The 13855-nt window shown below is 65.6% G+C and carries 15 protein-coding genes; all 15 read right to left on the bottom strand.

Annotation, left to right across the window (positions count from 1 at the left end):
- Nucleotides 1–6: 6 nt before the first annotated feature.
- The gene (locus WCJ52_RS02025; RefSeq protein WP_336901621.1) at nucleotides 7–1491 is read right to left on the bottom strand and encodes an NADH-quinone oxidoreductase subunit M; all 1485 of its coding nucleotides are present in this window, start codon (nucleotides 1489–1491) and stop codon (nucleotides 7–9) included.
- 13 nt (nucleotides 1492–1504) lie between these two features.
- Nucleotides 1505–3583: an NADH-quinone oxidoreductase subunit L gene (gene nuoL / locus WCJ52_RS02030; protein WP_336901622.1), complete on the bottom strand. Its 2079-nt coding sequence runs from the start codon at nucleotides 3581–3583 to the stop codon at nucleotides 1505–1507.
- 9 nt (nucleotides 3584–3592) lie between these two features.
- Nucleotides 3593–3898, bottom strand: coding sequence for an NADH-quinone oxidoreductase subunit NuoK (gene nuoK / locus WCJ52_RS02035; protein WP_336901638.1), 306 nt, complete (start codon nucleotides 3896–3898; stop codon nucleotides 3593–3595).
- A complete protein-coding gene (locus WCJ52_RS02040) occupies nucleotides 3898–4515 on the bottom strand; it encodes an NADH-quinone oxidoreductase subunit J (RefSeq protein ID WP_336901623.1) in 618 nt (205 codons plus the stop codon). Before WCJ52_RS02040 ends, nuoK begins: the two co-directional genes overlap by 1 nt.
- Nucleotides 4516–4598: 83 nt before the next feature.
- A complete protein-coding gene (gene nuoI / locus WCJ52_RS02045; RefSeq protein ID WP_336901624.1) occupies nucleotides 4599–5090 on the bottom strand; it encodes an NADH-quinone oxidoreductase subunit NuoI in 492 nt (163 codons plus the stop codon).
- A gap of 6 nt (nucleotides 5091–5096) precedes the next feature.
- Nucleotides 5097–5297, bottom strand: a complete 201-nt coding sequence (locus tag WCJ52_RS02050; RefSeq protein ID WP_336901625.1) for a hypothetical protein — start codon at nucleotides 5295–5297, stop codon at nucleotides 5097–5099.
- Nucleotides 5294–6373 (bottom strand): NADH-quinone oxidoreductase subunit NuoH, encoded by a 1080-nt coding sequence (nuoH, locus tag WCJ52_RS02055; protein ID WP_336901626.1) that lies wholly within the window; start codon nucleotides 6371–6373, stop codon nucleotides 5294–5296. Before nuoH ends, WCJ52_RS02050 begins: the two co-directional genes overlap by 4 nt.
- 3 nt (nucleotides 6374–6376) lie before the next feature.
- Entirely contained in the window at nucleotides 6377–8410 is a 2034-nt protein-coding gene (gene nuoG / locus WCJ52_RS02060) for an NADH-quinone oxidoreductase subunit NuoG (protein WP_336901627.1), read from the bottom strand.
- 8 nt (nucleotides 8411–8418) lie between these two features.
- Entirely contained in the window at nucleotides 8419–9735 is a 1317-nt protein-coding gene (nuoF, locus tag WCJ52_RS02065) for an NADH-quinone oxidoreductase subunit NuoF (protein WP_336901628.1), read from the bottom strand.
- 59 nt (nucleotides 9736–9794) lie between these two features.
- The gene (gene nuoE / locus WCJ52_RS02070; protein WP_336901629.1) at nucleotides 9795–10481 is read right to left on the bottom strand and encodes an NADH-quinone oxidoreductase subunit NuoE; all 687 of its coding nucleotides are present in this window, start codon (nucleotides 10479–10481) and stop codon (nucleotides 9795–9797) included.
- Nucleotides 10482–10491: 10 nt separating this feature from the next.
- Nucleotides 10492–10842, bottom strand: a complete 351-nt coding sequence (locus WCJ52_RS02075) for a nuclear transport factor 2 family protein (RefSeq protein ID WP_336901630.1) — start codon at nucleotides 10840–10842, stop codon at nucleotides 10492–10494.
- Nucleotides 10839–12053 (bottom strand): NADH-quinone oxidoreductase subunit D, encoded by a 1215-nt coding sequence (locus tag WCJ52_RS02080; protein WP_336901631.1) that lies wholly within the window; start codon nucleotides 12051–12053, stop codon nucleotides 10839–10841. Before WCJ52_RS02080 ends, WCJ52_RS02075 begins: the two co-directional genes overlap by 4 nt.
- Nucleotides 12053–12661, bottom strand: coding sequence for an NADH-quinone oxidoreductase subunit C (locus WCJ52_RS02085; protein WP_336901632.1), 609 nt, complete (start codon nucleotides 12659–12661; stop codon nucleotides 12053–12055). The genes WCJ52_RS02080 and WCJ52_RS02085 overlap by 1 nt, the downstream gene beginning before the upstream one ends.
- Nucleotides 12658–13239, bottom strand: a complete 582-nt coding sequence (locus WCJ52_RS02090; protein ID WP_336901633.1) for an NADH-quinone oxidoreductase subunit B family protein — start codon at nucleotides 13237–13239, stop codon at nucleotides 12658–12660. The genes WCJ52_RS02085 and WCJ52_RS02090 overlap by 4 nt, the downstream gene beginning before the upstream one ends.
- On the bottom strand, nucleotides 13209–13586 hold the full coding sequence (locus WCJ52_RS02095) for an NADH-quinone oxidoreductase subunit A (RefSeq protein ID WP_336901634.1): 378 nt from the start codon (nucleotides 13584–13586) through the stop codon (nucleotides 13209–13211). The genes WCJ52_RS02090 and WCJ52_RS02095 overlap by 31 nt, the downstream gene beginning before the upstream one ends.
- Between the last annotated feature and the right edge of the window lie 269 nt (nucleotides 13587–13855).

Below are 13855 nucleotides of genomic sequence, written 5' to 3' on the forward strand. Positions count from 1 at the left end.
CCTCCCTCAGTGACCGACCGCGGTGCGGAAGGCGCCAAGAAGGCCGTCGACCGAACTGGTGGTAAGGTTGAAGACGAGGCCAGGCTGGAAGCCCAGCCAGAGGGTTGCGATCACCAGCGGTGCAAAGATCAGCATCTCGCGAAGGTTCATGTCGGTGATCTCGGCCAGGGCCGGATTGGTCATCTCGCCCAGGACGACCCGACGGTAGAGGCTGAGGGCGTAGACCGCCGAAAGAATGACGCCCGTCGAGGCCGCGACCGCCGTCCAGGTGGAGCTGAAATAGACGCCGGTCAGGGTCATGATCTCGCCCACGAAGCCCGACGTGCCGGGAAGGCCAACATTGCCCATGGTGAAGAACAGGAAGACGGCGGCGAAGACCGGCATGCGCTTCACCAGTCCGCCATAGAAGGCGATATCGCGGGTGTGCATACGGTCGTAAACGACGCCGACGCAGAGGAAGAGCGCGCCGGAGATGACCCCGTGGCTCAACATCTGGAAGATGGCGCCCTGCACGCCGATCACGTCGAAGGAAAAGATGCCCATGGTCACGAAGCCCATGTGGGCCACTGACGAATAGGCGATCAGCTTCTTGATGTCGGTCTGACGGAAGGCCACCAGCGAGGTGTAGATGATGGCGATGGCCGACAGGGCGAAGACCAGGGGCGCGAAGGTCTCGGAAGCCTGGGGGAACATGGGCAGGCTGAAGCGTAGGAAGCCGTAGCCCCCCATCTTCAGGAGGATGCCTGCCAGGATGACCGAGCCCGCGGTGGGCGCCTCGACGTGGGCGTCGGGAAGCCAGGTATGGACCGGCCACATGGGCATCTTTACCGCGAAGGAAGCGAAGAAGGCCAGCCAGAGCCAGGTCTGCATCCAGGGCTCGAACCGGAAGGCCATCAGTTCCGGGATGGAGCTGGTGCCTGATGTGCCGATCATGGCCAGGACGGCGGCCAGCATCAGCACCGACCCCAGCAGGGTGTAGAGGAAGAACTTGAAGGCCGCGTAGACCCGCCGCTTGCCGCCCCAGATCCCGATGATCAGGAACATGGGCGCCAGGCCGAACTCGAAGAAGGTGTAGAAAAGCACCAAGTCTAGGGCACAGAAGACGCCGATCACGAGGGTCTCGAGCAGGAGGAAGGCGACCATATAGGAGGTCACCCTCTGATCCACCGACGTCCAGGACGCTGCGATGCAGACAGGCGTCAGGAAGGCTGTCAGGACGACGAACAGGATGGAAATCCCGTCCACGCCCATCCGGTAGTGAATACCGGCGAACCAGGGGATGTCCTCGACGAACTGGAACCCGGGATTGGCGGTGTCGAACCTCATCATCAAGAGGACGCACAGGCCCAGGGTGACAAGGCTGGAGATGAGGGCGATCCAGCGCGCGGTCCCGTCGCCCCCGACCGAGGCCGGACGGCCGGCGCGGAGGGCGAGGAGGAGAGCCGCGCCCAGGGCGGGCGCAAAGGTGATGAGGGAAAGGATGCCGGTCATTGTCTCGCCCCCCTCAAGCCCGCCAGGCCCAGAGGGCGAAGGTCAGGAGACCCGCCACCCCGAGCAGCATGACGAAGGCGTAGTGGTACAGGTAGCCGGTCTGAAGCTGGCCCGTGCGGCGACCCAAGGCGGCGGAGACGGCGGAAACGCCGTCGGGGCCCAGGCCGTCGATGATCTTCTGGTCCCCGACCTTCCAGAACAGGTCGCCCAGCAGGCGGGCCCCGCGCACGAAGGTGGCCTGGTAGAGTTCGTCGAAGAACCACTTGTTGTAGAGCAAGGACCAGACCGGTCCCTTGCGAGCGGCGAGGCGCGCGCCCATGCCCTCGTTGGCGATATAGACATACCAGGCGGTCGCGAAGCCGATGGCCGACACCACCAGGGGTGCCCAGAGCACCCAGGTCGGGGCGTGGTGGGCGTGCTCGAGCACCTTGTTGGCCGGTCCGTTGACGATGGCGCCGCGCCAGAAGGCGTCGCGACCCTCGCCCACGAACTTGTCCACGAAGACATAGCCGGCGGCCAGGGCGCCTAGGGAGAGGATGACGATCGGCCCCAGCATGGAGACTGGGCTCTCGTGCGGCGTGTGCGCGCCGTGGCCGTGCCCGTGGTCGTCGTGCGCGTGGTCGTCATGCGCATGGGCGGCTAGAGCATGGTCGTCGTGGACATGGGTGTGGTCATCGTGGCCATGCGCACCCTCCCCGGCCCACTTGGGGGTCCCGTGGAAGGTCATGAAGGCCAGGCGCCAGGAATAGAAGGCGGTCAGGCCCGCAGCCATGAGGCTAACGAGGAAGGCGAAGGCGGCCACCCCGCCATGGGTGTTGGCGGCAGCCCAGGCGGCCTCGATGATGGTGTCCTTCGAATAGAAGCCAGAGAGGCCAAGGTGCAGGCCGGGAATGCCGAAGCCCGTGATGGCCAGCGTACCAATGGTCATGACTGCATAGGTCACCGGCAGGTAGCGCCACAGGCCGCCCATGCGCCGCATGTCCTGCTCGTGATGCATGCCGTGGATGACTGAGCCGGCGCCCAGGAACAGGAGGGCCTTGAAGAAGGCGTGGGTGAAGAGGTGGAACATGGCCGCCTGGTAGGCACCCACCCCGGCGGCGAAGAACATGTAGCCGAGCTGCGAACAGGTCGAATAGGCGATCACTCGCTTGATGTCGTTCTGGGCCAGGCCGACCGTGGCCGCGAACAGGGCCGTGACCGCGCCGATGACGGTGACGATGTCCCGGGCGACCGGGGCGACCTCGAACAGGGGCGATAGCAGGCAGACCATGTAGACGCCGGCGGTGACCATGGTGGCCGCGTGGATCAGGGCCGAGACGGGCGTCGGGCCCTCCATGGCATCGGGCAGCCAGGTGTGCAGGAAGAACTGGGCCGACTTGCCCATGGCACCGATGAAGAGCAGGCCGCAGGCGAGGTCAACGGCGGACCAGTCGTAGCCGATGAACCGCCACTTCGAACCGGCAATCTCGTCGATGTGCGAGAAGACCTCAGCGAACTGGATCGAGCCGAACATCCAGAAGACGGTCATGATGCCGAGGGCGAAGCCAAAGTCGCCCACCCGGTTGACCACGAAGGCCTTGATAGCGGCGGCGTTGGCGCTGTCCTTGTAATGCCAGAAGCCGATCAGCAGGTAGGAGGCCAGGCCCACCCCTTCCCAGCCGAAGAACAGCTGCATGAAGTCGGCGGCGGTCACCAGGGCCAGCATGGCGAAGGTGAAGAGGGACAGGTAGGCAAAGAACCGCGGCCGGGAGGGATCCTCGGCCATGTAGCCCCAGCTGTAGACGTGGACGAGGGCCGAGACCGTGGTGACCACCACCAGCATGACGGCCGACAGGCCGTCGAGGCGGATCGACCAGTTGGAGATGAACTCGCCCACCTGGATGAAGGGGGCCAGGGTCAGGGTAAAGGGCTCCAGCCCGCCCCAGGTCCACTGGGCGAAGACGACCCAGGACAGGACGGCGGACAGGACCAGGAGGCCGGTGGTCACCGCCTGGGAGGCCAGAGCGCCCAGGCGGGAGCCGAAGAGGCCAGCGATGAGGGCCCCGACGAGGGGTCCGAAAACGATGATCGGGAGAAAGGCTTGCGCAGTCATCTCTGGAAATCAGCCCTTCATCACGGAGGCGTCGTCCACGGCGATGTCCCCGCGGTTACGGAAGAAGGTCACCAGGATCGCCAGGCCGACCGCGGCCTCGGCGGCAGCGACGGTGAGGATGAACATGGCGAAGATCTGCCCGATCACATTGTGCAGGTAGCTCGAGAAGGCGACGAAGTTGATGTTCACCGCCAGCAGGATGAGCTCGACGGACATCAGGATGACGATGATGTTCTTGCGGTTCACGAAGATTCCGAACACGCCGATGGTGAACAGGATGGCGGCAACCGCCAAATAGTGCGCCAGACCGATGATCATTCCTGGATCCCTTCGCCAGACTTGGCCGAGACGACGCGCATGCCCGTGGCGGGTGTTCGGGCGACTTGGTCGGCAATGACCTGGCGCTTGACCCCCGGCTTGTGGCGCAGGGTCAGGACGATGGCGCCGATCATGGCCACCAGAAGGACCAGCCCCGCCGCCTGGAAGAAGTAAATATAGTCCGTGTAGAGGACCCGGCCGATGGTCTCGGCGTTGGCGACGCCTGACGCGGACGCCATGGGGCCTGTTGAGTCCGCCGCCTGCCCGCGGTTGGCGATGACCGCCGAGACGGTGACCATCTCGAAGGCGAGGACCCCGGCTACGGCCGCCCCGAGGGGCATGTAGCGGGCGAAGCCCTGTCGCAGGGACGTGAAGTCCACATCCAGCATCATGACGACGAAGAGGAAGAGCACCGCCACGGCGCCGACGTAGACCACGACCAGCAGCATGGCCAGGAACTCTGCCCCCATGAGAACAAAGAGCCCCGCCGCCGAGAAAAAGGCCAGGATGAGCAAGAGGACCGAGTGCACGGGGTTGCGGGCCGAAACCACGCCAAGACCCGCCACGATCGTCACCGCCGACATCAGATAGAATGCGATTGCCTGCAAGGCCACCGGGCTCAGTCCCTCTTCTTGAACCGCCGAACTCCGGGGGGAGACGACGAGGTTTCCAGCACGTTCGGAATCGCCAACCGGGGTTACCGGTAGGGCGCGTCCATCTCCAGGTTCTTGGCGATCTCCCGCTCCCAACGGTCTCCGTTATCGAGCAGGCGTTCCTTGTCGTAGTAGAGTTCCTCGCGGGTCTCGACCGCGTATTCGATGTTCGGACCCTCGACGATGGCGTCTACCGGGCAGGCCTCCTGGCACAGGCCGCAGTAGATGCACTTGACCATATCTATGTCGTAGCGGGTCGTCCGGCGGCTGCCGTCCTCGCGGGGCTCGGCCTCGATGGTTATGGCCTGGGCTGGGCAGATGGCCTCGCAGAGCTTGCAGGCGATGCAACGCTCCTCGCCACTGGGATAGCGCCGCAGGGCGTGCTCGCCTCGGAACCGGGGCGACTGCGGACCCCGCTCATAGGGATAGAGCACCGTGGCCTTGGGGCGGGCCATGTAGACCAGGGCCATGCCGAAGGCACCGACGAAATCGGCGAGGGCTGCGCCCCGGACCACCTGGGAAATGCGATTGAACATGCCGTCCTACTTTCCCTTGCACTCGTAGCCCGACACACGGCGGTCATTGCCGTCCGGCCGGAGCACCAGATCCTTGCCCTGACTGCGGCACTGCTCCCGCGCCTCGCGCAGGGTGTCGTAGGTCGCCACGTCCCCTTCGGGGGTCGAAGCGCAGGCGGACGCCAGGAGCCCCGCGGCCGACAGGCAGATGACAAGGGCCAGCCTCACGCGACACCCTGTCCAAAGACACGCCAGCCGGCGACGAGGATTACCGCGACCAGGGAGATGGGCAGGAAGACCTTCCAGCCCAGCCGCATGAGCTGGTCGTAGCGGTAGCGGGGAACGATGGCCTTCACCATGGCGAACAGGAAGAAGAAGAAGAGGATCTTCAGGAACAGCCACATGAAGCCGTAGAAGCTCTGCGCCGTGGGCGACCATTCGCGAACGAAGGCCAGGTCCAGCGGCGCCTGCCATCCCCCGAAGAACAGGATCGAGATCATGGCGCACATGAGGATGATGTTCGCCAGTTCGCCGATCATGAAGAGCAGGAAGGGCGAGGACGAGTACTCCACCTGGTAGCCCGCCACGAGCTCGGACTCTGCCTCGGGCAGGTCGAAGGGCGGGCGGTTGGTCTCGGCCAGGGCCGAGATGAAGAAGATCACCGACATGGGGATCATGACGAGGGCGATGGGCAGGTTGTGAAGACCACCGCCGAAGACGTTCCAGTTCCAGAAGCCGCCAGCCTGTTTCAAGACGATCTGGTTCAGGTTCATCGTTCCCGAAAGCAGGATGACCGTGATGACCACTAAACCGATGGAGACCTCGTAGGAGACCATCTGCGCCGCCGAGCGCAGGCTGCCGAGGAAGGGATATTTCGAGTTCGAGGCCCACCCGCCCATGATGATGCCATAGACGCCCAGGGAGGAGATGGCGAAGAGGTAGAGGACGCCGACATTGATGTCCGAGACCACCCAGCCGGGGGCCAGGGGAATGACCGCCCACCCCACCAGGGCCAGGGCAAAGGTCAGGATCGGGGCCAGAAGAAAGACCGTCTTATCCGCCCCGTCGGGGATGACGATCTCCTTGAGGATGAACTTGAGCAGGTCGGCAAAGGATTGAAGCAGGCCGAAGGGGCCGACGACATTGGGGCCCTTGCGCATCTGGACGCCGGCCCAGATCTTGCGATCGCCGTACATGAAGAAGGCCAGCGAGATCAGCAGCCAGCCCAGGACGGCCAGGATCTGCAGGACGGTGATCAGGGTCCAGCCGCCCGGCGTGGCCCAGAAGGATTGCGCCGCGTCCATGCCCTACTCCGCCGCCAGTTTCGCCGGGCCCGCCGCCAGGGCGGCACACTCGGCCATGGTCACGCTGGCGCGCGCGACAGGATTGGTGAGATGGAAGGCCTTCACCGCACTGGCGAGTGGCGCGTCCCCTACGTCTCCAGCCGCGCCGATGGCCGACAGGTCGGCCTGGCCCCGGGGCGCCCAGTCAATCTGGCCAAAGGTGGGATGGTCGGCGAAGAGCCGGGCCCGCAGCTGGTCGAGGCTGTCATATGGCAGGGTCTTGCCGAGGCGCTCGGACAGGGCGCGCAGGATGGTCCAGTCCTCCCGGGCCTCGCCCTTGGGGAAGACGGCCCTTTGACCCATCTGCACCCGTCCCTCGAGGTTGACGTAGAGGCCGTCCTTCTCGGTATAGGCCGCGGCGGGCAGGATCAGGTCCGCCGCCTGGGCCCCGGCGTCGCCGTGCGAGCCGAGATAGATGCGGAAGGCATCGGAGGCCGACAGGTCGATCTCGTCTGCGCCGAGCAGGAAGAGGACGTCCAGGGTGCCCTTGGCCGTCATGGCCCGGGCGTCGAAACCGCCTTCGCCGGGAAGGAAGCCCATGTCCAGGCCGCCAACCCGGGAGGCGGCAGTGTGGAGCACGTTCCAGCTCATCCCGAAGGCCTTGGCAACCTGGGCGGCGGCGTAGGCCACGGCCGCGCCGTGCGGGCCGGACAGGGCGCCGGCGCCGATGATGAGGGCCGGAGCCTTCGCCCCCTTCAGCACCTTGGCAAAGCCTGAGCGGGCCTTGGCCAGGGCGGTGAGGGCCGAAGCGGTCTCGCCCAGGTGGTCGAAGCTGTAGGTCAGGTCAGCGACCGCGCCGACCAGGCCCACCTGGAGGTCGCCGGAGAGCCAGCGGCGGCGCAGGCGGGCGTTCAGCACGGGCGCCTCGAACCGCGGGTTGGTCCCCACCAGGAGGAGGACGTCGATGTCCTCCAGCCCCGAAATCCCGGCATTGAACAGCCAGGACTCCCGAGGGCCAGTGCCCAGGGCCATGCCATCCTGGCGGCAGTCGGTATTCGCCGAGCCCAGGGCGCGGAACAGATCGAGCGTCGCCTTCAGGGACTCGGCGTCCTGCAGGTCGCCGGCGATGGCACCAATGCGCTCGGGCTTTGCAGAGGACAGGCGGGCCGCGGCGAGGGACAGGGCCTCGGCCCAGGTCGTGGGGCGCAGCCTCCCGTTCTCGCGGATGAAGGGACTGTCGAGCCGCTGACGGGACAGGCCGTCCACGGCAAAGCGGGTCTTGTCCGAGATCCACTCCTCGTTGACGTCCTCATTGACCCGGGGAAGCACGCGCAGAACGGCCGGGCCCCGGCTGTCGACGCGGATGGCGGCGCCCATGGCGTCCATGACGTCGACGGTCTCGGTCTTCTTCAGCTCCCAGGGACGGGCGTTGAAGGCGTAGGGCTTGGAGGTCAGGGCGCCGACCGGGCAGAGGTCAATGACGTTACCGGACAGCTCCGAGGTCACTGCACTGCCAAGATAAGTCGTGATTTCAACATCTTCGCCGCGCGAGATGAGACCGATCTCAGCCACGCCGGCGACTTCGCTGATGAAACGCACGCAACGCGTGCACTGGATGCAGCGGGTCATGACCGTATTGATCAGGGGGCCCATGGCCTTTTCCTCAACGGCCCGCTTGTTCAGCCCAAAGCGGCTGCCGTCGCGGCCATAGCCCACGGCCTGGTCCTGGAGGTCACACTCGCCGCCCTGGTCGCAGATCGGGCAGTCGAGGGGGTGGTTGATGAGCAGGAACTCCATCACCCCTTCCCGGGCCTTCTTGACCATCGGGGTGTTGGTGAAGATCTCCTGGTTGTCAGCGGCCGGCAGGGCGCAGGAGGCCTGGGGCTTGGGCGGCCCGGGCTTCACCTCGACCAGGCACATCCGGCAGTTGCCGGCGATGGACAGGCGCTCGTGGTAGCAGAACCGAGGGATTTCCTCCCCGGCCAGTTCCGCCACCTGCAGAACCGTCATGCCGGGTTCGAACTCGACCTCGACGCCGTTGACCTTGGCTTTCGGCATGGCTCAGCTCACTCCGCGGCCTGCAGGGAGGCACCCTGCACGTGCGGCTTGCCCGCACGGTAGTTGGTGATCCGCGCTTCGACCTCAGGCCGGAAGTGGCGGAAGAGGCCCTGGATCGGCCAGGCGGCGGCATCGCCGAGGCCGCAGATGGTATGGCCCTCGATCTGGCTGGCGACGTCGAGGAGCATGTCGATCTCCTTCATGTCCGCCTCGCCGGTGGCCATACGCTCCATGACCCGCCACATCCAGCCCGTGCCCTCGCGGCAGGGCGTGCACTGGCCGCAGCTCTCGTGCTTGTAGAAGTAGGATAGGCGGGCGATGGCGCGGACGATGTCGGTGGACTGGTCCATGACGATGACCGCCGCCGTGCCCAGGCCGGACTTCAGGGAGGACAGGGAGTCAAAGTCCATCAGGGCCGTCTCGGCCTCATGGGCCGGGATCATGCGAACGGATGAGCCGCCTGGGATCACCGCCTTGAGGTTGCCCCAGCCGCCGCGGACGCCGCCGCAATGGTCCTCGAGCAGCTGCTTCAGGGGAATGGACATGGTCTCTTCGACCACGCAGGGCGTGTTCACGTGGCCGGAGATCGCCATCAGCTTGGTACCGGTATTGTTCGGACGGCCGAAGCCGGAGAACCAGGCCGCGCCACGGCGCAGGATGGTTCCCACCACCGAGATGGACTCGACGTTGTTGATGGTGGTCGGGCAGCCATAGATGCCGGCCCCCGCCGGGAAGGGCGGCTTCAGGCGCGGCTGGCCCTTCTTGCCCTCCAGGCTCTCCATGAGGGCGGTCTCGTCGCCGCAGATGTAGGCCCCGCCGCCATGGGTCACGAAGACGTCGAAGTCCCAGCCGTGGAGGTTGCCCTTGCCGATCAGCTTGGCCTCGTAGGCCTGCTTGATCGCGGCTTCGAGGCGCTCGCGCTCGTGCACGTACTCGCCGCGGATGTAGATGTAGCAGGTGTGGGCCCGGATGGCGTAGCTGGCGATCATCGCCCCTTCAATGAGGAGGTGCGGATCGTTGCGGAGGATCTCACGGTCCTTGCAGGTGCCCGGTTCCGACTCGTCGGCATTGATCACCAGGTAGTGCGGACGCGCACCCTCGGCCTTCGGCATGAAGGTCCACTTCAGCCCGGTGGAGAAGCCCGCCCCTCCCCGGCCCCGCAGGCCCGAGGCCTTGATCTGGTCGCACAGCCATTCCGGCGTCTGCTCCAGCATGAGGCGGGTACCATTCCACGCCCCGCGGCGCTTCGCCCCCTCCAGGCCCCAGTCCTGGAGACCATAGAGGTTGGTGAAGATCCGATCCTTGTCCTCGAGAATTCCGACCACGATGCGCCCCTAAGCCTCCAGACCGATCCGGCCCGCGCCGGTCGCCGAACTCCGCCCGATCATTGAGCCGCCTCCTTGGTCACGCCGCTTGTCTTCGGCTCAGCGTTGGGAAGGGCCTTCAGCGCCTTGGCCGCCGAACCGTCGAACAGGCTCGCGTCCTGGAGAACGGCCGAGCCGCCCTCCGGCGCGGAGCCCTGGCGGCCGATGACCGAGCCCGGAGCCCGGGGCTTGCCGGCGATGAACTCGTCGAGGATCTGCTCAAAAATCTCGGGCGTCAGGTCCTCGTAGTAATAGTCGTTGATGGCCGCCATGGGCGCGTTGGAACAGGCCCCAAGGCACTCCACCTCCTGCCAAGTCACCTTGCCGTCAGGCGACATGTGGTCGCGGTCGCCGAAGCGGCGCTGGCAGACGGCCTTCAGGTCATTGGCCCCCCGCAGCATGCAGGGTGTTGTCCCACAGACCTGCACCAAGGCAAGGGAGCCGACGGGCTCGAGCATGAACATGGTGTAGAAGGTGGCGACCTCGTAGACCCGGATGACCGGCATGCCGAGGATCTCGGCCACGACGCGGATCGCGGGCTCGGAGACCCAGCCCTGCTGCTTCTGGACAATCCAGAGCATGGGGATGACGGCGGACTGCTGGCGGCCCTCGGGGAACCTGGCGATCCACGCCTTCCCCTGCTTCAGGCTCTCGGCGCTGAAGGCGAAGCTGTCGGGCTGGTTGGCGGCTAGCCTGCGGACGCTCACGTGACCGGCCTCACTTGATGAAGTCGACGCGCACGATCCGCGCGTCCGAAACGGTGTAGATGGCGGCGACCTCGAAGGGATCGGACCCCGGCGCGCGGAAGACCCGTTCGTGATCAATCACGTGATGGCCTACCACCATGCGGTTGAGCAGCTCGGCACGGTTCTGCGGGAAATCCGCGAAGACCTGACGGTACTTCTCGCGATAGGCATCGATGCCCGAGATCGTCACGGCGCCGTTGAAGTCGGCGACCACCACCTCATCGGCGTAGGCCGCGCAATGGGCGTCGAGGTCCTGGGCGTTGTAGGCCGTGAACTGGGCCTCGACGACGTCGAAGGGCGTGATGCAGGCGGGGGCGCTCACCGGTCCACCTCGCCGAAGACGATGTCGAGGGAGCCCAGGATGGCCGAGACATCCGCCAGCATGTGCCCCTTGCAGAGCCAGTCCATGGCGGAGAGGTGGGCGAAGCCCGGAGCCCGGATCTTGCAGCGGTAGGGCTTGTTGCTGCCGTCGCTGACCAGGAAGACGCCGAACTCGCCCTTGGGGGCCTCGACGGCGGCGTAGATCTCACCAGCTGGCGTGTGCAGGCCCTCAGTATAGATCTTGAAGTGATGGATCAGGGCTTCCATCGACCGCTTCATCTCGCCCCGGCGGGGCGGGGCGACCTTGTTGTCCTCGGTCAGCACCGGCCCTGGCGTCTTCCGCAGGCGCTCGACGCACTGGAGCATGATCTTCACGCTCTCACGCATCTCCTGCATCCGGCAGAGATAGCGGTCGTAGCAGTCGCCATTGACGCCGAGCGGGATCTCGAAGTCCAGCTCGCTATAGCATTCGTAGGGCTGGCTGCGGCGCAGGTCCCAGGCGATGCCGGAGCCCCGGACCATGACGCCCGAAAAGCCCCAGGCCATGGCCTGCTCGCGGCTGACCACACCGATGTCGACGTTACGCTGCTTGAAGATCCGGTTGCCGGTGATCAGGCGGTCGATGTCGCCCAGCGGCTTGTGGAAGGCCTTGGCCCAGGTCTCGATGTCGTCGATAAGGGCGTCAGGCAGGTCCTGGCGGACCCCACCGGGACGGAAGAAGTTGGCGTGCAGGCGGGCACCGGAGGCCCGCTCGTAGAACACCATAAGCTTCTCGCGCTCCTCAAAGCCCCAGAGCGGCGGCGTCAGGGCGCCGACGTCCATGGCCTGGGTCGTCACGTTGAGCAGGTGACTCAGTATGCGGCCGATCTCGCAGTACAGGACCCGGATCAGCTGGGCCCGGACCGGGACCTCGATGCCCGACAGGCGCTCGATGGCCAGGCAGAAGGCATGCTCCTGGTTCATCGGCGCGACGTAATCGAGCCGGTCGAAATAGGGCACGTTCTGCAGGTAGGTCCGCGCCTCCATCAGCTTCTCGGTACCGCGGTGCAAGAGGCCGATGTGCGGGTCCACCCGTTCGACGACCTCACCGTCCAGCTCGAGTACCAGGCGCAGCACCCCGTGCGCCGCCGGATGCTGGGGGCCGAAATTGATGTTGAACTTACGGACGGGGGTTTCGGGAAGGGCGGAGCCCAAGGCGATGTCGTCGGCCATCAGCGCGCCTCCCCCTTCTCATCGCCCGGCAGGACGTAGCTGGCCCCTTCCCAGGGCGACATGAAGTCCCAGTTGCGGAACTCGACGGACTTCACCGGCTCGTAGACCACGCGCTTGAGCTCATCGTCATAGCGCAGCTCGACATAGCCGCTCATGGGAAAGTCCTTGCGGAGCGGATGCCCGTGGAACCCGTAGTCGGTCAGGATGCGCCTCAGGTCCGGATGGCCGGAGAAGAAGACGCCGTACATGTCGAAGCATTCGCGCTCGTACCATTCCGCACAGGGAAACAGGCCGGTGACCGAGGGAACCGCAGTGTCCTCGTCGGTCTGGACCTTGACCCGGAGCCGGACGTTCCGGGTGAAGGACAGCAGCTGGTAGACCACGTCGAAGCGCAGGGCCCGGTCAGGATGATCGACACCCGTCAGGTCCGTCAGCTGCTGGAAGCCAAACCGGTCCCGCAGGAGACCCAGAACCTCAAGGATACGGGCTGCCGGTGCAGCGAGGCTGAGATCACCGCAATCGACGGTGGCGGAAACGCCCGCGCCTGCGGCCGCAGCCACTTCGGCGCCCAGGGCCTGGAGGGTATCGGACGCGACAGGCCAGCTCATCTTTCGATCGTCCCGGTGCGACGGATCTTCTTCTGAAGCTGCAGGACCCCGTAGACCAGGGCCTCGGCGGTTGGGGGGCATCCGGGGACGTAGATGTCTACCGGAACGATCCGGTCGCAGCCGCGGACCACGGAATAGCTGAAATAGTAATAGCCGCCGCCGTTGGCGCAGGAGCCCATGGAGATGACGTACCGCGGCTCGGGCATCTGGTCGTAGACCTTGCGTAGGGCCGGGGCCATCTTGTTGCACAGGGTTCCCGCCACGATCATCACGTCCGACTGGCGCGGGCTGGCCCTCGGGGCGAAGCCATAGCGCTCAAGGTCGTAGCGCGGCATGGACGCGTGCATCATCTCAATGGCGCAGCAGGCCAGGCCGAAGGTCATCCACATCAGCGAGCCTGTGCGGGCCCAGGTGATGAGGTCATCTGCGGCGGCAGTCACGAAGCCCTTGTCGGCCAGCTCCTGTGAGACGCCGTCGAAATAGGCGTCGTGAAGCTTGGCGTCGTAGCCCTCGACCGCCGAGCGGGCGGCGGCTCCAGCAGGAACGGTCAGTCCCATTCGAGGGCCCCCTTCTTCCATTCGTAGATGAAACCGACGGTCAGGATCCCGAGGAAGGTCATCATCGACCAGAAGGCGAATGTAGCCTGTTCATGTGGCAGGTTCATGAGGGAGACCGCCCAGGGGAAGAGGAATGCAACTTCGAGGTCGAAGATGATGAAGAGGATCGAGACCAGGTAGAACCGGACGTCGAACTTCATCCGGGCGTCGTCAAAGGCGTTGAAGCCGCATTCGTAGGTCGAAAGCTTCTCCGGATCCGGCGCCTTGGGCGCGAGGATGGCCGAAGCCAGGATGAAGACGATCCCGATCGCCGAGGAAATCCCCAGGAAGATCACGATCGGGAGGTACTCGAGAAGAAAGGCGTTCATGGATTCCTCGCGGGAGTCGCGCGACCTTCTAGACCAGCCTTGCGCCGGGTTCAAACCTCGGTTTGCCGCATTGCAAAATCCGGCCCGGAAGGCAGTCCCCGGGTAGATCCACCCAGAGTCCCTACCGTGGCCCTAACGCCCGTGGGCAGTTGACACGATTCCGGGCGGGACCTATCAGACGCGGCTCGCGCTGGTGCGCGATTAGAGTGCGGATGTAGCTCAGTTGGTTAGAGCGCCGGCCTGTCACGCCGGAGGTCGCGGGTTCGAGT

This window comes from Phenylobacterium sp., from assembly GCF_037138395.1.
Lineage (GTDB): Bacteria > Pseudomonadota > Alphaproteobacteria > Caulobacterales > Caulobacteraceae > Phenylobacterium.

Excerpts from the sequence above, each read along its gene's own strand:
- WCJ52_RS02025 (WP_336901621.1), bottom strand. The coding sequence starts at position 1,491 with ATGACCGGCATCCTTTCCCTCATCACCTTTGCGCCCGCCCTGGGCGCG.
- WCJ52_RS02080 (WP_336901631.1), bottom strand. The coding sequence starts at position 12,053 with ATGGCCGACGACATCGCCTTGGGCTCCGCCCTTCCCGAAACCCCCGTC.
- WCJ52_RS02090 (WP_336901633.1), bottom strand. The coding sequence starts at position 13,239 with ATGGAAGAAGGGGGCCCTCGAATGGGACTGACCGTTCCTGCTGGAGCC.
- WCJ52_RS02085 (WP_336901632.1), bottom strand. The coding sequence starts at position 12,661 with ATGAGCTGGCCTGTCGCGTCCGATACCCTCCAGGCCCTGGGCGCCGAA.
- nuoG (WP_336901627.1), bottom strand. The coding sequence starts at position 8,410 with ATGCCGAAAGCCAAGGTCAACGGCGTCGAGGTCGAGTTCGAACCCGGC.
- nuoI (WP_336901624.1), bottom strand. The coding sequence starts at position 5,090 with ATGTTCAATCGCATTTCCCAGGTGGTCCGGGGCGCAGCCCTCGCCGAT.
- nuoL (WP_336901622.1), bottom strand. The coding sequence starts at position 3,583 with ATGACTGCGCAAGCCTTTCTCCCGATCATCGTTTTCGGACCCCTCGTC.
- WCJ52_RS02095 (WP_336901634.1), bottom strand. The coding sequence starts at position 13,586 with ATGAACGCCTTTCTTCTCGAGTACCTCCCGATCGTGATCTTCCTGGGG.
- nuoH (WP_336901626.1), bottom strand. The coding sequence starts at position 6,373 with ATGGACGCGGCGCAATCCTTCTGGGCCACGCCGGGCGGCTGGACCCTG.